Consider the following 20,107-nt stretch of genomic DNA (forward strand, 5'->3'; position numbering starts at 1 on the left):
CCAGACCGAGTCGGAAGAGCGCGCGGCTCACTTCGCGGCTTCCAGCTTGCCCAGCAGCAACGCCACATGCTCGGGCCGGATCTCACCGATGTGCTGATAGCGGACGCGACCCTTGCCATCGATCACGTAGGTTTCGGGAACACCGGAGGAACCCAGCGCCAGCTGCACCGAGCCCGCATTGTCCGCGCCGATCCGGCTGTAGGGATTGCCGTTCTCCGCCAGAAAGGCCTGCAAGGCGTCGGGGCGATCGCGCACCGAGATGCCGTCGATCGTCACGCCGGCCTTCGCCAGCTGCGCCAGCTGCGGCGCCTCCACCCGGCACGGCACGCACCAGCTGGCAAAGATGTTGAGCAACCGCGGGCGACCGCCCGAAAGATCGGCACTTTTCAAACCGGCCCCGCCGGGCAGCGGCGACGGCAGGTTGAACGAGGGCAGCGGGCGGTCGATGAGGGTGCTGGCGACATTGCGGTCAGCCGGGCGTAGCAGGCCCACCGTCACCAGCACGACGAACACCACGAACAGTGCCAGCGGCAGCCAGATCGCCCAGGCCGAACCCTTGCGCACGGAGGAAGGCGGCGCACCGCTCATCGGCCCTGGCTTTCGCGACGGTCGGCGATGCGGGAACGGGCCACGATACGGCGCCAATCACTCAGGACATGGCCGATCACCGCCAGCACGCCGCCCAGCGCGATCAACATGCCGCCCAGCCAGATCAGCGTGACGAACGGCTTCCACCACAGCCTGACTTGCCAGCGGTTGTCGGACGCTTCCTCCCCCAGCACGGAATAAAGCTGGCCGTTCCAGCGGGTCAGCAGGGAGGACTCGCTGGTCTGCTGCGCCGGTGCCCAGAAATTTCGCGCTTGCGGGCGCGCGACTTCGACCGCGCCCCCGGCGTAACGCACCTCCAGCTTGCCCTCCAGCGCGGTCCAGTTCGGGCCGGCGACGGGATCGACACTGGCCAGGCGCACGCTCCACGGGCCGACGGCGGTGCTTTCACCCACGCGCAGCGCCACCAGCCGCTCCACCGAGTACGCGCTTTCGCTGGCCATGCCGAGCAAGGCTACGGCCACGCCGAAGTGCGCGATCACCATGCCCCAGATCGGCAGCGGGGTGCGGCGCAGGTTCCGATCCCGCAAGGGCAGGAAGCTGGCGACGGCAAGCCCGGCACCCAGCGCCAGCCCCAGGTACGGCAGCAGACCCGCGCCGCCGATCATCAGCACCGCCAGCAGCGCGACGACCACCATCGCGGCGGGCAACGCCAGGCCCTTGCCGATGCGATCCAGCTTGTCCTGACGCCAGCGCAGCAGCGGGCCGACCGCCAGCACCACCAGCATCGGCACGAAGAACAGCGCGCTCACCGGGTTGAAGTAAGGCGGGCCGACCGAGACTTTCGCGCCCATCGCCTCTGCCGCCAGAGGATAAAGCGTGCCGAACAGGACGATGCCCAGGATCGCGGACAACAGCACGTTGTTCATCACCAGCGCGCCCTCGCGGCTGACCACGGCGAAGCGCTCACCCTCGGTCACAGTCCCGGCACGCAAGCCGAACAGCGTCAGCGCACCGCCGATGTTGATCGCCAGCAGCGCCAGGATGAACGTGCCGCGCTGCGGGTCCACCGCGAAGGCGTGAACGCTGGTCAGGATGCCCGATCGCACCAAGAATGTGCCCACCATCGACATGGAGAAGGCGACCACGCCCAGCATGATCGTCCAGGCGCGCAAGGCGTTGCGCGCCGCCAGCACGCCGCACGAATGCAGCAGCGCCGTCGCCGCCAGCCAGGGCATCAGCGAAGCGTTTTCCACCGGGTCCCAGAACCACCAGCCGCCCCAGCCCAGCTCGTAATAGGCCCAGTAGGAGCCGGCGGTGATGCCCAGCGTCAGGAATATCCACGCCCCCAGCACCCAGGGCCGCATCGCACGGGCAAAGGCGGGGCCGACTTCGCGGGTCACCAGCGCGCCGATGGCAAAGCTGAACGCCACCGACAGGCCGACGTAGCCGAGGTAAAGCGTAGGCGGATGGAAGGCGAGGCCCAGATCCTGCAACAGCGGGTTCAAGCCGTTGCCCTCCGCCGGGGGCGTTGCCAGCCGCTCGAACGGGTTGGAGGCGATCAGCAGGAAGGCGTAGAAACCCAGGCTGACGAACGCCTGCCCTGCCAGCGTTGCCAGCATCGTGCGTTCCGGCAGCCGCCGCTCCACCAATGCGACGAAGCCGCCTGCCAAGCCCATCACCGTGACCCACAGCAGCATCGAGCCTTCGTGATTGCCCCAGGCGGCGGCGATCTTGAAGACCAGCGGCTTCATCGAATGCGAGTTCAGCGCCACCAGCCTCACCGACAGGTCGGTGACGGCGAATACGCGGATCAGCGCGGCGAAGGCAACAAGCGCCAGCAGCCCCTGCACCACCGCCACCGGGCGCACGAGATCGCCCAGCGCACTGCCTCTCGCGGTGAGCGCCAGCGCGCCGCCGACCAGTTGCAGCACGGCCAGGGCGGCGGCCAGCCAGAGCGCGGCAAGGCCCAGCTCGGCGATCATGATCGGCACCGCGTCATTGGGTTTCGGCCACGACTTTCCGGGCTTGCGCCTGCGTCATGTTCTGCATCTCGCGCGGCACGTAATTCTCGTCATGCTTGGCCAGCAGGTTGTCGGCCTTGAAGGTACCGCCCGGCTGCATCCTCCCTTCGGCGACCACGCCCGACCCCTCGACGAACAACGAGGGCACGATGCCCGAGAAAGAGACCGGCACGCGCGATTTCCCATCACCGACAACGAAACGGATCGTCACGCCATCCGGTGCGGTCTTGAGCGAGCCCTTTTCCACCATGCCGCCCAACCGCACGAAGCGGTCCGCCTCCGGGGGCTTGGCCACGATCTCGCTCGGCACGTAGAAATAGCTCGCCTGACTGCGCAGGGCCCATGCGGCCAGCAGCCCGGCCAGAAGCACCACCGCCAGCGCGATCACCAGCAGGACCAGGCGCTGGTGCTTGGCCTTGATCCGGGGAGAATGCACCGTCGCCATCAGCGTTTCCGGCTCTCATCACGCCGTTGCTCTGCCCGGCGCATGGTGAGCCAGGCCCAGGCGATCATCAGCGCCGTGCCGATCACGCCCACCGCATAAGCCGCGATCACGAAATTCCACTGGTCGAACGCTTCGCGCATCTCAGGCGAAGCCCCCGAACGCTTCGGCGGCTTCGTCTGCCGCGAAGGCCTTGCGGCGCAGGCGTGCTTCGGCCTGCGCTTCGGCCAAGATCGCGCGCATCCGCATCAGCACCACGCCCGCGAAGATCAGGGTAAAGCCAAAGGCGGCGGCCAGCAGCGGCCAGAGGAACGCGGCATCAATCGCGGACTTGCCCATGGTGATGCTAGGCGGCTGATGGAGCGAGTTCCACCACACCACCGAACGGTTGATGATGGGCACGTTGATCGCGCCGACAATGCCGAAAATCGCCGCGACCCGACCGTTTCCGCCGTCCCGCCGCGCGACGTCCGACAACGCGATATAACCGAAATAGAGGAACAGCAGCACCAGCATGGACGTCAGCCGGCCATCCCACACCCACCAGGTGCCCCAGGTCGGGCGGCCCCAGATCGAGCCGGTGGCAAGACACAGCGCGGTGAACACCGCCCCGGGTACGGCAGCGGCGCGCGCGGCGATGGCGGCCAGCGGGTGGCGCCACACCAGTTCGGTCACGCTGGCACCGGCGATCGTCATCCAGCCGGCCATGCCCAGCCAGGCCGCGGGCACATGCAGGAACAGGATGCGCACGGTATCGCCCATCAGCCGGTCTGCCGGGGCCCAGATCAGCCCATAGGCCAGCGCCACCGCCGCGATGGCGATGCCGGGCAACAGGCAGAGCGGCGTCAGCCAGCGCGCGAGTCGCAGAAATCGGGCCGGATTGGCGAAGCCGTGCATGACAGGCGCGCTTCTACTCGCCGCTGCCCGCCCCGCAAGGATAACTTGGTGACGGGCGCGCGATTTCAGCGGCCGATCAGGCGCTGGGCCATGGCATCGGCCACTACGTCCGGTGTGCGGCCGCTGTGCTCGGCCTCGGTCCAGATCGTCTGGAGTCGGCCGGGAATGGCCTCCACTGCGCTATGGACTTGCGCGATGTCACAGGCATGACCATCGCGGCGCGCCAGGTATTCCATCGTCACGGCGATGATGCCGCCGCCGTTGATCACATAGTCCGGCGTGTAGAGAATGCCCCGCTCAGCCAGCATCGCACCATGTTCCGGGCGCGCCAGCTGGTTGTTCGCGCCGCCCGCCACGATCGGGGCGCGCAGCCGGGCGATGCCGGTATCGTCCAGGATCGCACCGAGGGCGTTCGGGCTGAACACGTCGCATTCGACATCCATGATCGCCTCTGCCGGCACGGCCTGCCCGCCCAGTTCCTGCGCCAGAGCGGAGGCACGCGCCGTATCGACATCGGCCAGCGTCAACCGCGCGCCGTCCGCCGCGAGCAACCGCGACGCGCCGCCGCCCACGCTGCCGGTGCCCTGCACCGCGATATGCACGCCTTCCAGATCGTCGCGACCCAGCTTGTGCGCCACTGCCGCCTTGATGCCCAGGAACACACCCTTGGCGGTGAACGGGCCGGGATCGCCGCCCGCCGCAGCGCTGTCCTGCGTCGGAAGACCAGTAACGTAGGGCGTGCGGCGGGCGATGGCCACCATGTCCGCCTCACCCATGCCCACGTCTTCGGCCGTGATATAGCGCCCACCCAGCGAATCGATCGCGTCTCCGAAAGCCGCCAGCAGTTCGGGCGATTTGCGACGATCCGGTCCCGCCAGGATCACGGCCTTGCCGCCACCCATCGGCAGACCGGCCATCGCGTTCTTGTAGCTCATCCCGCGTGAGAGGCGCAGCGCATCGCGCAAGGCGGCCGCAGGGTCGGAATAGTGCCAGAAGCGGGTGCCGCCCGCGCCCGGTCCGAGATGCGTGGAATGCAGCGCGATGATCGCGGTCAGCCCGCTATGGCGATCGTGCACGAAATGCACGCCCTCATGATCATCGAAATCGGCTTCGGTCCAGAAAGCGGTCAAGGCATCGGCTCCAAGATACGGCCAGATGCGCTGGAAAACGGGAATAGTGGGGCGACTGATGGGGTTCGAACCCACGACCTCCGGTACCACAAACCGGCGCTCTAACCAACTGAGCTACAGTCGCCACAATCCCGGCGCGCATGCCGAAGCCGGCGCTTAGGATAACCCTGTCCATCGCGGCAAGCGCGATCGAAGCGGGAGCGCGCCTTCGCACAAGGCATGGCATCTTGCAAAGCAAAAGTTGGACGAGGCCGACGGTTTGCGAAACAAAATTACAAAGGCCGTCCGGTCGGTCTGGTGAGCATTCGAATCAAAGGTGAATTTTTTGCCATGCTCCATACATCGCGGCCTTATTGCTCCCCCAAACGAAACGGATAAGGACGCCGATCATGGGCCCCGGCGAATCATCGAGTGACATCCTGCTGCGCGCAGGGCTGCAGCGCGTGCCGTCTCAGCGGCTCGAACTGTTCATCAAGCGGGACTTCCTCGATCCCCTGCATTGCGAGACGCTGATCGACCTGATCGAAGCGGAGCGGCGCCCCTCCACCATCGCCAACCACAACGGCGACGACAATTTCCGCACCAGCGAAACGTGTGATCTCCACCATGATCATCCCGCCGTTGCGGAGCTGGATCGCAAGCTTGCCGAAATTTCCGGCATCGATCCGGTCTATGGTGAACGCCTGCAGGGCCAGCGGTACGAAGTGGGCCAGGAGTTCAAGGCCCACACTGATTATTTCGAGCCCGATCACGCGGACTACCAGACCTATTGCAGCGTTTCAGGCCAGCGCACCTGGACCTTCATGATCTACCTGAACACGGTGGAGGCCGGGGGCGCCACGCGCTTCAAGGTGATCGACAAGATCATCCAGCCAGAGGTCGGCAAATTGCTCGCCTGGAACAATCGCCGGCCCGATGGCTCGCTCAACGCCGCCACGCTGCACCACGCGATGAAAGTGCGCAAAGGGCTGAAATACGTGATCACTCGCTGGTATCGCGAGCGCCCCTGGGGCTGACAACGCAAAGGGAGCGCCAGGCGCTTACGGCCAGGCGCTCACCTTCGGGCTTACTTCTTGGGCGCGGCCACGACCGCGCAGGCGATCCGATCGCCCGCATCGCCCGAAGGCTGGGTCTTGTAGTCGTCAGGCTTGGCGTGGATCACCAGGGCCGACCCGTCCGCATCGGCGAGCGACTTCGGCCCCGCCGCCAGCGTGACGCCGGTGTTCAGCAGTTCAGCCTTCAGCATGCCGTCCGCGCCGACGAAGGCGTTGGGCATGTCGCCACCGTGGGGACCACCCGCGACCATCAGACCGTGCTGCATCTTCCCGGCCGCGAAATGGGCACCTGCCGTCGTGAATTTCTGCGCGGCGTCGCACATGCCTTTCTCGTGGAAATGGAAGCCATGCTCTCCGGCAGGCAAGCCCTTGAGGTCGGTCTTCACCAGCACGCCCGTGGGGGTATCCTGCAGCATCACCATGCCCATGCTCTTGCCGTCCGCGCCGATCACGTCCGCATGAACCATCGCGCCTTGCGCCATCGGCGCGCCGGGCTTGGCCATCTCATGCTTCATTGCCGAACCGTGCTTCATCGGCTTGGCCTGATCGGCCAGCGCGGGAACGGCCATGACGGCGGCGGCGGAACTTATCATCACAACGAAGCGGTTCATCGAAACATCTCCCACTAAGGCCCGGGTAAGGCAGCACTGAGCGCACAACGATGCGCCGGGCGAAGAGTTGCGCCCATTAGCCGCTCAGTTCCAGGAAAGCGGCCTCGCCACTTCCTCCAGCGGCTTGCCCTCGTTGTCGAGCCCGATCACCCATGCCACGATCGCCGCCCCGATCATCAGCGCCGCGCCGAAAGCATAGCCCAGCATCACCTGATCGCGCGATCCGCTTTCGATCAGCAGGCCGAAGAACCACGGCGCCGCCACGCCGCCTATTCCGGTACCCAGCGCGTAAAAGATCGCGATCGCCAGCGCGCGGATTTCCAAGGGAAAGCTTTCGGCCACGGTGAGGTAGGAGGCGGATGCAGCGGCCGAGGCAAAGAAGAACGTGACGCTCCAGCACAGCGTCTGCGTGGTCGCATCCAGCAGCCCTGCGTGAAACGCGAACCCCGTCAGCAACAGCAGCACGCCTGACGCTGCATAGGTCAGCACGATCATCGGCCGCCGCCCGACGGTATCGAAGAAACGGCCCAGCATCAGCGGTCCCAGCACGTTCCCGGCAGCGAACGGCAGGATATACCAACCGACCGCTGCCGAAGGCACGGCGTAGAAATCCGTCAGCATCATCGCGTAGGTAAAGAAGATCGCGTTATAGAAGAACGCCTGCGCGATCATCAGGCTCAGCCCGTAGATGGTGCGCTGCGGGTAGGTCTTCACCAAGGCCCGGAACACCTCCGACAGCGGCGTGGCGTGGCGGGTGGTCACGACAACGCGCGTATCGGGCACGGGCGTAAGCGCAAGACCCTCGGCGATGATGCGCTGCTCGAACCCGGAGACCACCTCGTCCGCCTCCGCCACGCGTCCGTGGATCGCCAACCAGCGCGGACTTTCGGGAATGAAGCGGCGCAACCAGATGATTACGCAGCCGATCACCGCGCCGGCGAAAAACGTAAGCCGCCATCCCAGGTCGACACCGAAATGGCCCGTGTCCAGCAGCACCAGTGACAATCCTGCCGCCATCGCCGCGCCCACCCAATAGCTGCCGTTGATGGCCAGGTCCGTCCAACCGCGCCGCCGCGCCGGGATCAGTTCCTGGATCGCCGAGTTGATCGCGCTGTATTCGCCGCCGATACCCGCCCCGGTCAGGAACCGCAGCACCGCGAAGCTGGGCAGGTCCCAGGCGAAGGCGCTGCCCGCCGTGGCGACAAGGTAAAGCCCCAGCGTGACGCTGAACATGCGCTTTCGCCCCATGCGGTCGGTCAACCAACCGAACACCAATGCGCCCAGCACCGCGCCCGCCAGATAAGCGGAATTCGCCAGCCCCACTTGCGAGGCACTCAGCCCCAGGCTCTGCTCGCTGCGCAAAGCCCCCGCGATCGAGCCCGCCAGCGTCACCTCAAGGCCATCGAGAATCCAGGTAATGCCCAGCGCCACCACCACGAGCCAGTGGAAGCGGCTCCACGGCAACCGGTCCAACCGCGCCGGCAGTTGCGCTGCCAGACGATCGCTACGGACATCGGGCGATGACGAGTTCGGGGTAGCCGGTCCTTCCATCACGCCAGCCTAACCGCTTACCCCCTCGGTGCAACCCTGAGGGGGAATACGGGGGCTATCGGTCACCCGCCGTTATGCACATGGTGAGACACTGCGCATGTCGAAGGGACATTGCCATGATCGCGCCACAACTCGCCGCCCAACCGCCCCGCCCTGCATTGGCCGCCCCCAAGGCGACGGCTCCGATCCGTGTTCGCGTGGAACTGGGCGGCGTCGCCCCTTCGAACCAGGCCGTGGCGGACGTGTCGCTACAGGGGTGCAGCCTGGCGGTGAGCAACGACCTGCTGCGGCCAGGCAGCTTCGTCACCGTCTCGCTTCCGGGGGGCAAGCCGTTGGGTGCGCTGGTTCGCTGGTCTCATAACCATCGCGCCGGCCTGGAATTCCTGCGTGGGCTCACACCGGACGAGCCGGAGTGGCTGGCGTTGATCGCCTGACCGGCGCGAGAAATGACCACAACGAAAAAGGGCGGCATCCTTGCGGAGCCGCCCTTTTTGTAGATCGGATCGGGGCCGATCAGTTCTTCTTGAGGCTGAGCCCACCGAAGCGCTTGTTGAACTGCGCCACGCGGCCACCGTCCTGCAACTGCGCCTTGCCGCCGGTCCATGCCGGGTGCGAGGTAGGATCGATGTCCAATACCAGTGTATCACCCTCTGCGCCCCAGGTGGAGCGGGTCTGGAAGGTGGAGCCATCGGTCATCTGAACCGTGATGGTGTGATAGTCGGGGTGGGTATCGGCCTTCATCGTGGTGAACTCTCTTCGCTGGGCCGGTTCCGACCGGCCTGAATTCGGAAAGGCGCGCCTCTAACGGCGAACCGCTGAAATTGCAAGAACAGGTTGGCATGGCGGACCGGATCGGCCCACGATGTATTGGCCGTTCAACTGTCGGCGATCATCGCGGTGAAGTTGACCTCGCAGGTCACCTTGTCCTCGATGGAGGCCTTGCCCCAGAACTTGCACACCCGTGAACGCTTCTGCACGAAGCCGGCGCGCAGGATGAGCAACACGCCAGGCTCCACCGGCGCGCGGAACTTCGCCTCCTCAATCGCCATGAAGTACACCAGCTTGCCGGTGCCGGCGAGGCCGAGGTTCTCCACCGCCAGGATACCGGCCGCCTGTGCCAGCGCCTCGATCTGGAGGACACCGGGCATGATCGGGCGGCCGGGAAAGTGGCCCTGGAAGAAGTTCTCGTTGAAGCTCACCGCCTTGACTGCGTGGATTTCCTCCTCCGTCACCGACACCACGCGATCGACGAGCAGCATCGGATAACGGTGCGGCAACGCCGACAGGATCTTGGCGTGATCGTACGTGGTTTCGGTGTCGGCCATGGCTTGCAACGCTACCCTATCAACGGCCGGAAGGCTGGCTGGCCGCGGGAGCCGGAGCGGCTGCGGCCGGAGCAGCGGCCTGCCCCTGGGCTTGGCGTTGTTCACGCACTTCGCGCGGCAACCAACCGGCCGGCGGCACCAGCTGCGCCGAAGGCAGCGCCGTGTTCAGCTCGGCCAGGATATCCTGGCTGAGGTTGTAGGCGTTGTTGTTGACCGCCAGGATCGCATCGGGGTTGAGGACGATCGAGATCTTCTTCTTGGCCATCGCGCTCTTTACGGCCTGGTCCAGCCGATCCTGGATCTGCTCTTGCACATAAGCGCGCGACAGGGCGACGGGCTGGAGGATACGCTGGATTTCGGCCTGGCCGTTCTCCTGCACCTGCTGGATCGAAGCCGCCTGCTGCTCCAGCACGGCCTGGCCGACCTTGCCGCCTTGGCGATCGGCGTTGAACTTGTCGGCCAGCGGCTTCAGCTGCGCGTTGATCGCGGTGCTGCGCGCGTTGGCCTGATCAAGCTGCGCCTTGTAGGTCGTCTGGCGCTGGGTCTCGGCGGCCTTGAATGCGTTCGAGTTGGCGATCACGGCGTCCAGGTTGGCGATGGCCAGGCCCGGGACGAGCGTACCGGCAGCCTGAGCCAGCGCAGGCTGAGCGATGCCGGCGGTCCCCAGCAACAGGCTCGCGATCACGGCGGACTTGAGAATGGTCTTCATCAGAATTGCGTTCCCACGTTGAAGTTGAAGGGTTTTGTATCGTCGCCGTCCTGCTTCACCAGAACCTTGGAGAAGTTGATGCGGAAGGGACCGAAAGGAGAATTCCAGTTCACGCCGATACCGACAGAAACACGCGGCTTCCAGGTATCGCCCAGGAAGACCTCGCGGAATGGGTTGATGGTTTGCCCAATGGGGGTCGATGAAACCGTGCAACCAGCCGCAGGTGCGGGAGCAGTCGTTCCAGTTCCGCTCACTACCGTAGAACCGGTAGGACACGTCTGCGTGAACTGCTGGTTCCCATTTTGATCGAGCGTGGGAATAGGAATTACCGAAGTGAAATCCGTGCGCTGACCTTCCAGGGGATTTCGAATACCCCATACCGAACCGGCATTGACAAAGATGGACGGCCGCAATCCCAGCTCGCGCGCGCCCGATCCCAACGGGATTTCGACCTCCGCCTTGAACAGATAATAGTACCGTCCACCAAGCGCGTCATCCGTCCATTCCCGGCGGCGTGCGGAAAGCGTGTCACCAGCCGCAAGATTGACATTGCGGGTCAGCAGGTTGCCGTCCTTGTCGACATACGGCTTGCGCAGCACACGAGGACCGACGCCGCGGATGTCGAAGCCGCCAATCTGCGGCTCGCCGAGGTAGAAGCGATCGACAAGACGAATCTGGTCGTTGTTCAAAGACTTGATCGCGCCGCCCTCACCAGAGAGCGAGAAGATGAAGCCCTTGCCCAGGTTCTGGAAGCGAGAGGCATTCGCGCGGAGGCGGACGTACTTCACGTCGCCACCCAAACCAGCGACGTCGCCATTGATGGCTGCGGTGATACCACGCGTTGGCCGGACGCGGTTGTCCAGCGTGTCGTAGATCAGCGACAAGCCGGCGATCGAACTCAGGCGCTTGCCGATCGCGTCGCACAAGTAACGTCCCGCCAGCAACGGATCGCAGGAGCGGGTCGGCGGTGTCAGGCGGTCCGAATAGAACTGGTTCTGGTCCAGCGACACGTCATCGTAGTTCAGCGTATAGCTGGCGACGGCGGTCAGATATTCGGTCAGCGGCACGCCCGCGCGGACCTGGAAGCCGGTGGTGGCCTGCTTGTAGGTCGTGTTGCGGTTGGAGTTCAAATAGTTGAAGCTGTTCAGGTCGCGGCGGTAGACGTTGACGCCCAGCGACACATTCTTGTCGAACACGTAAGGCTCGGTGAAGCTGGCTTCCACGCTCTTGGAGAAGCGCGAATAGCTGCCCGACAGGCCGACCGTCTGGCCACGTCCGCGGAAGTTGCGCTGGCGGATCGAGGCCTGGAAGATGAAGCTTTCAAGCGACGAGAAACCAGCCGAAAGCTGCAGTTCGCCGGTCGGCTTTTCCTCGACGTTGGCTTCCAGGATGATGCGATCGTCCGTGGCGCCGGGCTTCTGCTCGACCTCGAACTTTTCCTGGAAGTAGCCCAAGGATTTGATGCGGTTGGTGGAGCGCTTGACCTGCAGCGAGTTGAACGCGTCGCCTTCGGCCAGGCGGAACTCGCGGCGCACCACCTTGTCCTGCGTCAGCGTGTTGCCGTTGACATCGATCCGCTCGACATAGACGCGCGGCGCCTCGGCGATCACGAAAGTCAGACCCATGGTGAGGTCTTCCTTATTGCGATCGTACTGCGGCCGCACGTCGGCGAAGGCGTAGCCGAAGGCACCGGCGGTGTCGTTCAGCTGCTCGATCGTATCTTCGACCTGCTTCGCGTTGTACCAGTCGCCCTTCTTCATCGGCAGGCGCGCCGCCAGCTTCTCGCTGTCAAAATCGCGCAACTGGCTGTCGACCTTCACGTCGCCGAACTTGTAGCGCTGGCCTTCCTCCACCACGTAAGTGATGATGAAGTCCTTCTTGTCCGGCGTCAGCTCGGCCACGGCGGAGACGACGCGGAAATCGGCATAGCCCTGTGTCAGGTAGAACTGGCGCAGCTTCTGCTGGTCGAACGCCATGCGATCGGGGTCGTAGCTGGTGGTGGAGCTGAAGACCTTGGTGATGCCGCCGCTGGTCTTGGTCACCATCTCGCCGCGAAGCTCCTTGTCGGAGAACTTCTCGTTGCCGATGATGTTGATCTGGCGGACCTTGGACTTGTCGCCCTCGGTGATCTCGAACACGATGTCGACGCGGTTCTGGTCGAGCATGACCATCTTGGGCTCGACCGTGGCGGCGTAGCGGCCCTGGCGCTTGTAAAGCTCAATGATGCGGGCGACGTCGGCGCGCACCTTCGATCGCGTGAAGATCTGGCGCGGGGCGACCTTGATCTCCGGCAGGATCTTCTCGTCCTTGATGCGCTTGTTGCCTTCAAGGATGATACGGTTGACGACCGGGTTTTCCTTCACCTGGATCGTCACGATGCCGTTGTCCTGCGTCACCTGGACGTCGGAGAACAGCTCGGTTTCATAGAGGTCCTTGAGAGCCTGGTCCGCCGCGGCGGGCGTATAGGGCTGGCCGGCGCGCAGCTTGACGTAGGACAGAACCGTCACCGGCTCCAGGCGCTCGGCCCCCAGGACGCGGATGGTCTGGATTGCCGGGCCCTGCTCTGCGGGTGCCGCCGCTGGCGCAGCGGGCTGTGCCGCAGGGCGTGCCGCAGCACGTGAACCCGCGGGGGCGCGGCGCGGCGTGCGGGCCGGAGCAGGTGCTGGCGTCGATGCCGCGGCGGGCGCTTCAGACGCTGCCGGTGTCGCGTCCTGCGCAAAGGCATCGGTTGTCACGCCGGTCAGGCCGGTGGTTCCCAGCAATGCGACCGCCAGACGCGAGGCGCGGCGAACCTTGTCGCTGCGAACCATTTCCCATCCCATCATCAACGCAAATCCCGCAAAGCGCCCGCGCGCAAAAGGTCGATATTCAAATCCAGGCCGAGTTCCGCGCATAGGAGCGGAAACGTACCATACACATTCGCCGCCTCTGCCCGATGGACGAATGTCGATCAAGCAGCCATTCCGGCGAGAAATCCCTATCGATGGAAAAAGCCGGTCCTATCCCCGGAAAATCGGCAACGAGATGACATCATTGAAAGTGACGATCAGCATCAGCGTCAGCACCAGCGCAATACCGGTGCGCACCGCCCATTCCTGACTCCGCAAATCCAGCGGTTTGCGACGAACCGCTTCCGCCGCGTAGAAGGCCAGATGGCCCCCGTCGAGGCCCGGAATTGGCAGGATGTTGATGAATGCCAAGTTAATCGAAATCAGCGCCGCGAAGTACACGAAGGGCAGCCAGCCCAGGCTCAATTGCTCGCCCGAATACTTCGCGATCTTGATCGGGCCGCCGAGCTCCTTGACCGAGCGTTCGCCCGTAAAGATCTGGCCGATCCCTGTCACCATCATGCGCACGATGCCGTAGCTTTGCTCGAAGCCCAGCTTCACGGCCTCGATCGGGCCAACGGACACCAGCTTGCCAGCGCCGCCGGCAATGCCGATCCGGCCGACCCGCGCCTCGTTGCCGAAGCGGTCTTTCTCCACGGTGCTGCCAATCGGAACCGACAGGATCAACGTCTGCTCTCCACGCTTCACCGCGATCGGCACAATGCGGCCCGGATAGGGAACGACGTATTGCGGGATCTCGTTGAAGCTGCTGATCTTTTCGCCGCCGATGGCAACGATCCGATCGCCCACCTGCATACCGGCGGCCTGCGCCACCGAGCCGGGCGCAAAATCCTGTACCACGGGCGTGGCCTCGATCCGACCATAGGCCAGGTTGAAGGCGGCAAAGATCGCGACCGCGCAGATGAGGTTGGTCAGCGGTCCGGCCAGCACCACGAGCGCCCGCTGCCACAATGGCTTGGCGTGGAAGGTCTGGGCGCGCTCCTGCGGGGTCAGCCCGTCCTGCTCCGGCGCGGGCGCGCTGGCGGGGTTCATGTCCCCCGCGAACTGGACGTAGCCGCCCAGGGGCAGCGCCGACAGCTTCCAGCGAGTGCCGCGCTTGTCGGTGAAACCGGCCAGCTCCTTGCCGAACCCGACCGAGAACGCCTCCGCCTTGATCCCGAAGAACCGGCCGACGAGGTAGTGGCCCAGTTCATGGATCACCACGAGCGGACCCAGGACCAAGACGAAGCCTAGGACCATCGTTAGCAAAGAGGGTGACCCGATCATGCCAGGGCCTCTGTCAACTCTCGCGCGCGCAGACGCGCCTCGGTGTCGATCGCGAGGACATCCGAAAGGGATGCCGGCGCGGGCGCGGCATAAGTATCGAGAACATTGGCAACTTCTGCCGCAATCCGGGTGAACCCAATCTGACCGGCGAGGAAGGCGGCCACTGCCACCTCGTTCGCCGCGTTGAGCACAGCCGGGGCCGCGCCGCCCGCCTCCGCCGCTTCGCGCGCCAGTCTGGTCGCGGGGAAGCGCTGCTCATCAGGCGCGCGGAAGGTCAATTCGCCGATCGCCGCCAGATCCAGCGGCGGCATCGGCGTGTCCATCCGGCGTGGCCAAGCCAATGCCGAAGCGATCGGCACGCGCATGTCCGAAGGCCCTAGCTGCGCCAGCGTCGATCCATCGCGGTATTCCACCATGGAGTGGACCACCGATTGCGGGTGGACGATGATCCGCAGCTTGTCGAGGCCGACGGGAAACAGGTGATAGGCCTCGATCAGTTCGAGGCCCTTGTTGAACATCGTGGCCGAATCGACGCTGATCTTCGCACCCATCGACCAATTGGGATGCTTGACCGCTTCCGCCGGCGTGGCCGCAGCCAGGCGATCTGCCGACCAGTCGCGGAACGGGCCGCCGCTCGCCGTCAGCGTGATGGAGCGTACGTCGGCCAGGTCGTTGCCAGCCAGGCACTGAAATATCGCGTTATGCTCGGAATCGACGGGCAGCAGCACCGTGCCGCAGCGGCGGACCGCCGCCGTCATCACGGCTCCGGCAGAAACCAGCGCTTCCTTGTTGGCCAGCGCGACCACCCTGCCCTGCTCGATCGCGGCCATGGTGGGCGCAAGGCCCGCACAGCCAACGATGGCTGCCACCACGATATCGGCGGGACGAGACGCCGCCTCCACCAGGGCCTGCGCCCCGGCGGCTGCCTCGATCCCGGAGCCGGCCAGAGCGGCGCGCAGATCGGCCAGGCACGTCTCGTCCGCCACGACCGCCAGCTTCGCGCCGAACTCGCGCGCCAGCTTCGCCAGTTCGGCGGCCTGGCAATTCGCCGTCAGCGCCACGACGTCCCAGGCGGAAGGATCGCGGCGCACCAGATCGAGAGTGGATGCGCCGATCGAGCCGGTTGCGCCCAGAAGTGTGATCGTTCGAGTCATGTAAGCGTGGATAACCGCACAAGGATAAAGATCGTACCGAATACCACCGTTACCGCCAGCAAGCCATCGACCCTGTCGAACAGGCCGCCATGGCCGGGCAGCAGCTTTCCGGAGTCCTTCACGCCGGCCGCCCGCTTCATCCAGCTTTCGAAGAAATCGCCCGCCTGCGCCACGATCGCTACGGCCATGCCCATGCCCAGGATCGCCATCGGGCTGGCCGCGGTTTCCACCGCCGTGATCTGCGCACTTGGCGCGGCGGCCAGGATGCGGCCGGCATTGGCCAGCACCGCCCAGATCAACAGGCTGGCGCCGATCACGCCGCCCAGCAAGCCCGCCCAGGTCTTGGACGGGCTGATCTTCGGCGCGATCTTCGGTCCGCCCAGAGCCCGACCCAGAAAATACGCGCCCACGTCCGTACCGATCACGGCGCCCACGATCAGCATCACCAAGGCAGCGCCCGCCGCCTGTTCCCGCACCTGGATCAGGATCGCGCTGCCCATCCCGCAATAGATCGCCCCGGCGCAGCGCCAGGCATTACGCGATCGGCCCGGCGTGCGGAATTGCAGCACCAGCGTGCTCCATTCGAACCACACGCCGATGCCTATGATCAGCACGAAGACCGTCCAGGCCATGCCGCCCAGCCACAACGCCGTGCCCGACACGACCAGCATCACCAGAGCGGTGACGAGCCGCTTGGGCAAATCAGCATTGCGCAACCAGAACGGTACCGGCTCCGACGGGCCCAGTTCGTCAACGCCCGCCATAACGACGCTCCCGCTTTTCGAACGTATCTATCGCGGCCCGCAAATGCTCGGCGGTGAAGTCCGGCCAGAGCACATCGGTGAAATAGAATTCGGCATAGGCCACCTGCCACAGCAGAAAGTTGGACAGCCGCTCCTCGCCGGACGTGCGGATCAGCAGGTCGAGTGGGGGCAGGTCTGCCGTGTCCAGCTCCGCCGCGATCGTTGCGGGCGTGATCGGGCCCTTGGCGGCGGCAGCCGTCGCCGCGCGGGCGATCTCGTCGTGCGACCCGTAGTTCAGCGCCACGGCCAGCGTGGTGCCGGTATTGCCCGCCGTGCGAGACAGCGCGCCCTCGATCAGTTCGACAACATCGGGCTTGAAGGCCTTGTAATCGCCGATAATCCTCAGCTTGACGTTGGCCTGGGCGATCTCCGCCAAGTCGGACAGGATGAAGCGCTTCATCAGCGTCATCAGGTCGGACACCTCGTCCTCGGGCCGGCGCCAGTTCTCGGTGGAGAAGGCGTAGATCGTCAGCGCCTCCAGCCCGAATTCACGCGCGCCTTTGACCACGCGGCGCACCGCCTCCACCCCGCGTTGGTGCCCCATGGCGCGGGGGAGGAATCGCTTCTTCGCCCAGCGCCCGTTGCCATCCATGATGATGGCGACGTGACGGGCCTTGGGTTCGGCCTTGCTCACAACAGCCCCGCGCTGATGTGCCTCACTTGCCCAGGATATCCTTCTCCTTGCGGACGAATTCTTCCTCGACGGCCTTGATTTGCTCGTCGGTCAGCTTCTGCAGTTCACCTTCCAGGCGCTTGCGGTCGTCCTCGGAGATTTCCTTCTTGTTCTCGTCGGCCTTGAGGTTATCCATCCCGTCGCGGCGGACGTTGCGCACGGCCACGCGCGCCTTTTCGGCATATTGCCCGGCGAGCTTGGCCAGTTCCTTGCGGCGTTCCTCGGTCAGGTCGGGGATAGGCAGGCGCAACGTGGTGCCGTCGTTGATCGGGTTGAGGCCTAGCCCCGCCGAGCGGATCGCCTTTTCCACCGGGCCGACGTTCGACTTGTCCCACACCTGCACCGAGATCATGCGCGGCTCGGGCACCGACACCGAGGCCACTTGGTTCAGCGGCATCTGGCTGCCATAGACGGTGACCATAACCGGATCGAGCAGGTTGGCGCTGGCACGGCCGGTGCGCAGGCCCGCCAGGTCTCCAGCGAGCGCGTCGACGGCCCCCTTCATGCGGCGTTCGAGATCGGCCTTATCGTACTTGGCCATGGTTCAGGCTCCTTTCTGGACGATCGTCCTGGTACCCTGCCCGGCAAGCACGCGGGCCAGATTGCCCTGCTCACGGATCGAGAACACCACGATCGGAATAGCGTTGTCGCGGCAAAGCGCCACGGCGGAGGCGTCCATCACCTTCAGATTCTGGGCCAGGACGGTATCGTAATCCACAGCATCGTAACGCTGCGCATGGGGATTGGTTTTCGGGTCGCTGTCGTAGACGCCATCCACACTGGTACCTTTGAGCAGCGCATCGCACTGCATCTCGGCCGCGCGCAGCGCCGCGCCGGAGTCGGTGGTGAAATACGGCGCGCCGACACCGGCGGCGAAGATCACCACGCGGCCCTTCTCCAGATGCCGTTCTGCCCGGCGACGGATCACCGGCTCGCATACTTGGTCCATCTGTACGGCGGACTGCACCCGCGTCTCGATGCCCAGCTGCTCCAGCGCGTTCTGCATCGCCAGCGCGTTCATCACCGTGGCCAGCATGCCCATGTAATCGGCCTGCGCACGGTCCATGCCTTTGGCCGCGCCCGCCATGCCGCGAAAGATATTGCCGCCGCCGATGACCAGGCAGATCTCAAGGCCAGTTTCCTTGGCGGCCTTCACTTCCTTCGCCATCTCGGAGACGAACTCGGGGTCGATCCCGAACTGCTGGCTGCCCATGAGCACTTCGCCCGAGAGTTTCAGGAGGACGCGCTTGTAGGGAGATGCCATGGGGCCGGGGTTCTCACGTGGCTGGAGGTCGGCAGCGGCTTTAGGCAGACACGCGCGGATTGCCAAGGGGCGAGGTTACGAAGGAACAGGAGCCCCGCCTGACTGCTGGATTCAATCGTAAGCGAAAACGCCTGTCATCTCAAAGCTAATCGCCTCACTTCCGCCGCAGCGCGATTCAGGCCATGCTAGAAGCCGAGATTCCTGGGCGGCTAAGTACAATATGAAACTAGTGCGCAGAGTACTCCGGGTTTTGGGCGTGACCTATGTTGTTTGCTTCCTATTTAGCGCAGTCAACTTCCCGCAGACATTCAGTTCCGGGCTTTCGCACTTTAGCCCTGGGGTGTTGCTAATGCCAATGGCGACAATCGGCACCGGCAGAGCGTACGGGCAGTTCCTACAAAATGCTACTTGGCCGTTCGGAAATCGCAAGGACATTGTGATCTTAGACGAACTGATTGATGCTCAAGGACAAAGCTTCATTGCGTCCTTGAAGGGTGTCACCTTTGACTCTTTCCCGCAAGCTGGCCGGTACGGGAACCAGTTTGACATTACCCTTGGTAAAGAGGTCTACGGTCAAGGCGCTACGCTTGGCTTCGTGTTAAGAGTTGGCCGTTTCTTCTGCCTGATGGACACGAGCAGTAATATGGCCAAAAAACTTTTAGGCCCGTCTAGGTGCTACGAGATACTTTTACGACCCCCGCGTCACTATTACTGGCGCGCTCTCGGAGAGGATCGCGAGCAGCCGGTTCGTATTATTAGCCATAAGATCTGGTGGTACTAATCAAGGCCAATTTCAGACTCAAGTAATCAGCTGCTTTGACTGCTTACCGGTGCGGCCACGCCCTTCACTCAGGATGAGTCGCCACCCCAACTCCGACGAACGTGAACTATCGCACAATCCAGACTTTCTCGTCGCCCCGGACTTGATCCGGGGCCCCGCTGCCTTGGCGATGCTCGCAGAAAAGAGCGTCATCCCGGGTCAAGCCCGGGATGACGAGTGTAAATGTCAAACACTCAGGTTATTAGAGGGATGACATCCCCCTCGCTTTCCCCTAAGGGCCGCCGCTTCCATCAGCGCGACAAAAGCGAAAGCGAGTGCACACTATGAATCTGAACGACATTCGGGATAACGCCGGCGCCCGTCATCGCCGCATCCGCGTGGGCCGTGGTATCGGCTCGGGCAAGGGCAAGACCTCTGGCCGCGGCCAGAAGGGTGCCAAGGCGCGTTCGGGCGTTTCGGTCAACGGCTTCGAGGGCGGCCAGATGCCGCTCCACATGCGTATTCCTAAGCGCGGCTTCAGCAACAAGGCGTTCGCCAAGGATTATGCCGAGGTCAACCTCGGCCTCGTCCAGAAGGCGATCGACGCGGGCAAGCTCGACATCTCGGGCACCGTCGATCACGCCGCGCTCAAGGCCGCTGGCCTGGCTCGTGGCGGCACCGATGGCGTGCGCCTTCTCGGCAAGGGTGAGCTGACCGCCAAGGTCGCGTTCTCGGTCGCCGGCGTCAGCGCCGGTGCGCGCGAGGCGATCGAAAAGGCAGGCGGCTCGATCGCCCTGCCCGAACCCAAGGTCGTGACCGGCAAGTATGCCGACAAGCCGCGCGGCAAGAACGCCGCCAAGGCTGCCAAGGCAGCCAAGGCCTAAGATCATACCATGATCGGTGCGGTGCTTTCCGTGGGAAGGCGCCGCACCGGGATTGTCGCGGCCGGCGAGACGACTATATGCGCCGTCTCAGACCCGCTGGGTTCGACAAGCGCGCCGGCCCACGATATGGATGCCCGGCAGCCGCCTGAAGAACCTTGGGCGAC

The 20,107-nt window shown here is 64.6% G+C and carries 22 protein-coding genes and 1 tRNA gene; 4 read left to right on the forward strand and 19 right to left on the reverse strand.

Annotated features, from left to right (window positions below):
- Positions 1 to 27: 27 nt before the first annotated feature.
- From GGR39_RS08805 to GGR39_RS08835, 7 genes are all read right to left on the reverse strand, one after another.
- Entirely contained in the window at positions 28 to 588 is a 561-nt protein-coding gene (locus GGR39_RS08805; protein WP_183616773.1) for a DsbE family thiol:disulfide interchange protein, read from the reverse strand.
- Positions 585 to 2,531, reverse strand: a complete 1,947-nt coding sequence (locus tag GGR39_RS08810; RefSeq protein WP_183616774.1) for a heme lyase CcmF/NrfE family subunit — start codon at positions 2,529 to 2,531, stop codon at positions 585 to 587. Before GGR39_RS08810 ends, GGR39_RS08805 begins: the two co-directional genes overlap by 4 nt.
- 13 nt (positions 2,532 to 2,544) lie before the next feature.
- Positions 2,545 to 3,015 (reverse strand): cytochrome c maturation protein CcmE, encoded by a 471-nt coding sequence (ccmE, locus tag GGR39_RS08815; protein WP_183616775.1) that lies wholly within the window; start codon positions 3,013 to 3,015, stop codon positions 2,545 to 2,547.
- Positions 3,015 to 3,155: a hypothetical protein gene (locus tag GGR39_RS08820; RefSeq protein ID WP_183616776.1), complete on the reverse strand. Its 141-nt coding sequence runs from the start codon at positions 3,153 to 3,155 to the stop codon at positions 3,015 to 3,017. Before GGR39_RS08820 ends, ccmE begins: the two co-directional genes overlap by 1 nt.
- Position 3,156: 1 nt before the next feature.
- Positions 3,157 to 3,909, reverse strand: coding sequence for a heme ABC transporter permease CcmC (ccmC, locus tag GGR39_RS08825; protein WP_183616777.1), 753 nt, complete (start codon positions 3,907 to 3,909; stop codon positions 3,157 to 3,159).
- Between the two features lie 65 nt (positions 3,910 to 3,974).
- Positions 3,975 to 5,039, reverse strand: coding sequence for a Leu/Phe/Val dehydrogenase (locus GGR39_RS08830; protein ID WP_183616778.1), 1,065 nt, complete (start codon positions 5,037 to 5,039; stop codon positions 3,975 to 3,977).
- A 47-nt stretch (positions 5,040 to 5,086) separates the two neighbouring features.
- Positions 5,087 to 5,163 (reverse strand) — tRNA-His (locus GGR39_RS08835).
- 262 nt (positions 5,164 to 5,425) lie between these two features.
- Between GGR39_RS08835 and GGR39_RS08840 the strand changes: the two genes are divergently transcribed.
- Positions 5,426 to 6,055, forward strand: a complete 630-nt coding sequence (locus GGR39_RS08840) for a 2OG-Fe(II) oxygenase (protein WP_183616869.1) — start codon at positions 5,426 to 5,428, stop codon at positions 6,053 to 6,055.
- A 50-nt stretch (positions 6,056 to 6,105) separates the two neighbouring features.
- Here the strand turns inward: GGR39_RS08840 and GGR39_RS08845 are convergent, their stop codons facing one another.
- Together GGR39_RS08845 and GGR39_RS08850 are read right to left on the reverse strand one after the other, a co-directional pair.
- Positions 6,106 to 6,705, reverse strand: a complete 600-nt coding sequence (locus tag GGR39_RS08845) for a superoxide dismutase family protein (protein ID WP_246388524.1) — start codon at positions 6,703 to 6,705, stop codon at positions 6,106 to 6,108.
- 84 nt (positions 6,706 to 6,789) lie between these two features.
- Positions 6,790 to 8,256: an MFS transporter gene (locus GGR39_RS08850; RefSeq protein WP_183616779.1), complete on the reverse strand. Its 1,467-nt coding sequence runs from the start codon at positions 8,254 to 8,256 to the stop codon at positions 6,790 to 6,792.
- 116 nt (positions 8,257 to 8,372) lie between these two features.
- Between GGR39_RS08850 and GGR39_RS08855 the strand changes: the two genes are divergently transcribed.
- A complete protein-coding gene (locus tag GGR39_RS08855) occupies positions 8,373 to 8,690 on the forward strand; it encodes a PilZ domain-containing protein (protein WP_183616780.1) in 318 nt (105 codons plus the stop codon).
- Between the two features lie 79 nt (positions 8,691 to 8,769).
- Here the strand turns inward: GGR39_RS08855 and rpmE are convergent, their stop codons facing one another.
- From rpmE to pyrH, 10 genes are all read right to left on the reverse strand, one after another.
- On the reverse strand, positions 8,770 to 8,997 hold the full coding sequence (gene rpmE / locus GGR39_RS08860) for a 50S ribosomal protein L31 (protein WP_058736005.1): 228 nt from the start codon (positions 8,995 to 8,997) through the stop codon (positions 8,770 to 8,772).
- 134 nt (positions 8,998 to 9,131) lie between these two features.
- The gene (gene fabZ / locus GGR39_RS08865; protein WP_183616781.1) at positions 9,132 to 9,581 is read right to left on the reverse strand and encodes a 3-hydroxyacyl-ACP dehydratase FabZ; all 450 of its coding nucleotides are present in this window, start codon (positions 9,579 to 9,581) and stop codon (positions 9,132 to 9,134) included.
- A 19-nt stretch (positions 9,582 to 9,600) separates the two neighbouring features.
- Positions 9,601 to 10,290 carry an OmpH family outer membrane protein gene (locus GGR39_RS08870; RefSeq protein ID WP_183616782.1) on the reverse strand — a complete coding sequence of 230 codons (690 nt, stop codon included), beginning with the start codon at positions 10,288 to 10,290 and terminating at the stop codon, positions 9,601 to 9,603.
- Positions 10,290 to 13,112: an outer membrane protein assembly factor BamA gene (bamA, locus tag GGR39_RS08875; RefSeq protein ID WP_246388576.1), complete on the reverse strand. Its 2,823-nt coding sequence runs from the start codon at positions 13,110 to 13,112 to the stop codon at positions 10,290 to 10,292. The genes GGR39_RS08870 and bamA overlap by 1 nt, the downstream gene beginning before the upstream one ends.
- Before the next feature lie 177 nt (positions 13,113 to 13,289).
- Positions 13,290 to 14,405 (reverse strand): RIP metalloprotease RseP, encoded by a 1,116-nt coding sequence (rseP, locus tag GGR39_RS08880; protein WP_183616783.1) that lies wholly within the window; start codon positions 14,403 to 14,405, stop codon positions 13,290 to 13,292.
- Positions 14,402 to 15,559, reverse strand: coding sequence for a 1-deoxy-D-xylulose-5-phosphate reductoisomerase (locus GGR39_RS08885; RefSeq protein WP_058736000.1), 1,158 nt, complete (start codon positions 15,557 to 15,559; stop codon positions 14,402 to 14,404). The genes rseP and GGR39_RS08885 overlap by 4 nt, the downstream gene beginning before the upstream one ends.
- Positions 15,556 to 16,323 (reverse strand): phosphatidate cytidylyltransferase, encoded by a 768-nt coding sequence (locus GGR39_RS08890; RefSeq protein WP_183616784.1) that lies wholly within the window; start codon positions 16,321 to 16,323, stop codon positions 15,556 to 15,558. The genes GGR39_RS08885 and GGR39_RS08890 overlap by 4 nt, the downstream gene beginning before the upstream one ends.
- The gene (uppS, locus tag GGR39_RS08895; RefSeq protein WP_221226051.1) at positions 16,310 to 16,954 is read right to left on the reverse strand and encodes a polyprenyl diphosphate synthase; all 645 of its coding nucleotides are present in this window, start codon (positions 16,952 to 16,954) and stop codon (positions 16,310 to 16,312) included. Before uppS ends, GGR39_RS08890 begins: the two co-directional genes overlap by 14 nt.
- A gap of 64 nt (positions 16,955 to 17,018) precedes the next feature.
- Complete coding sequence (frr, locus tag GGR39_RS08900; RefSeq protein WP_058735997.1) at positions 17,019 to 17,576, reverse strand: ribosome recycling factor; 558 nt, start codon at positions 17,574 to 17,576, stop codon at positions 17,019 to 17,021.
- 3 nt (positions 17,577 to 17,579) lie between these two features.
- Positions 17,580 to 18,299 carry a UMP kinase gene (gene pyrH, locus GGR39_RS08905; protein ID WP_058735996.1) on the reverse strand — a complete coding sequence of 240 codons (720 nt, stop codon included), beginning with the start codon at positions 18,297 to 18,299 and terminating at the stop codon, positions 17,580 to 17,582.
- 256 nt (positions 18,300 to 18,555) lie between these two features.
- On the opposite strand from pyrH, the gene GGR39_RS08910 reads away from it, so the two are divergent.
- The gene (locus tag GGR39_RS08910) at positions 18,556 to 19,080 is read left to right on the forward strand and encodes a hypothetical protein (protein WP_183616786.1); all 525 of its coding nucleotides are present in this window, start codon (positions 18,556 to 18,558) and stop codon (positions 19,078 to 19,080) included.
- 323 nt (positions 19,081 to 19,403) lie between these two features.
- Complete coding sequence (gene rplO / locus GGR39_RS08915; protein WP_183616787.1) at positions 19,404 to 19,943, forward strand: 50S ribosomal protein L15; 540 nt, start codon at positions 19,404 to 19,406, stop codon at positions 19,941 to 19,943.
- Positions 19,944 to 20,107 lie beyond the last annotated feature (164 nt).

Source organism: Novosphingobium fluoreni (genome assembly GCF_014196615.1).
GTDB lineage: Bacteria > Pseudomonadota > Alphaproteobacteria > Sphingomonadales > Sphingomonadaceae > Novosphingobium > Novosphingobium fluoreni.

Bases quoted from the DNA above. Each gene is read 5' to 3' on its own strand.
- GGR39_RS08805 (WP_183616773.1), bottom strand. From the start codon at position 588: ATGAGCGGTGCGCCGCCTTCCTCCGTGCGCAAGGGTTCGGCCTGGGCG.
- GGR39_RS08810 (WP_183616774.1), bottom strand. From the start codon at position 2,531: ATGATCGCCGAGCTGGGCCTTGCCGCGCTCTGGCTGGCCGCCGCCCTG.
- ccmE (WP_183616775.1), bottom strand. From the start codon at position 3,015: ATGGCGACGGTGCATTCTCCCCGGATCAAGGCCAAGCACCAGCGCCTG.
- GGR39_RS08820 (WP_183616776.1), bottom strand. From the start codon at position 3,155: ATGCGCGAAGCGTTCGACCAGTGGAATTTCGTGATCGCGGCTTATGCG.
- ccmC (WP_183616777.1), bottom strand. From the start codon at position 3,909: ATGCACGGCTTCGCCAATCCGGCCCGATTTCTGCGACTCGCGCGCTGG.
- GGR39_RS08845 (WP_246388524.1), bottom strand. From the start codon at position 6,705: ATGAACCGCTTCGTTGTGATGATAAGTTCCGCCGCCGCCGTCATGGCC.
- GGR39_RS08850 (WP_183616779.1), bottom strand. From the start codon at position 8,256: ATGGAAGGACCGGCTACCCCGAACTCGTCATCGCCCGATGTCCGTAGC.
- GGR39_RS08855 (WP_183616780.1), top strand. From the start codon at position 8,373: ATGATCGCGCCACAACTCGCCGCCCAACCGCCCCGCCCTGCATTGGCC.
- rpmE (WP_058736005.1), bottom strand. From the start codon at position 8,997: ATGAAGGCCGATACCCACCCCGACTATCACACCATCACGGTTCAGATG.
- fabZ (WP_183616781.1), bottom strand. From the start codon at position 9,581: ATGGCCGACACCGAAACCACGTACGATCACGCCAAGATCCTGTCGGCG.
- GGR39_RS08870 (WP_183616782.1), bottom strand. From the start codon at position 10,290: ATGAAGACCATTCTCAAGTCCGCCGTGATCGCGAGCCTGTTGCTGGGG.
- bamA (WP_246388576.1), bottom strand. From the start codon at position 13,112: ATGGGATGGGAAATGGTTCGCAGCGACAAGGTTCGCCGCGCCTCGCGT.
- rseP (WP_183616783.1), bottom strand. From the start codon at position 14,405: ATGATCGGGTCACCCTCTTTGCTAACGATGGTCCTAGGCTTCGTCTTG.
- GGR39_RS08885 (WP_058736000.1), bottom strand. From the start codon at position 15,559: ATGACTCGAACGATCACACTTCTGGGCGCAACCGGCTCGATCGGCGCA.
- GGR39_RS08890 (WP_183616784.1), bottom strand. From the start codon at position 16,323: ATGGCGGGCGTTGACGAACTGGGCCCGTCGGAGCCGGTACCGTTCTGG.
- uppS (WP_221226051.1), bottom strand. From the start codon at position 16,954: ATGGATGGCAACGGGCGCTGGGCGAAGAAGCGATTCCTCCCCCGCGCC.
- frr (WP_058735997.1), bottom strand. From the start codon at position 17,576: ATGGCCAAGTACGATAAGGCCGATCTCGAACGCCGCATGAAGGGGGCC.
- pyrH (WP_058735996.1), bottom strand. From the start codon at position 18,299: ATGGCATCTCCCTACAAGCGCGTCCTCCTGAAACTCTCGGGCGAAGTG.
- rplO (WP_183616787.1), top strand. From the start codon at position 19,404: ATGAATCTGAACGACATTCGGGATAACGCCGGCGCCCGTCATCGCCGC.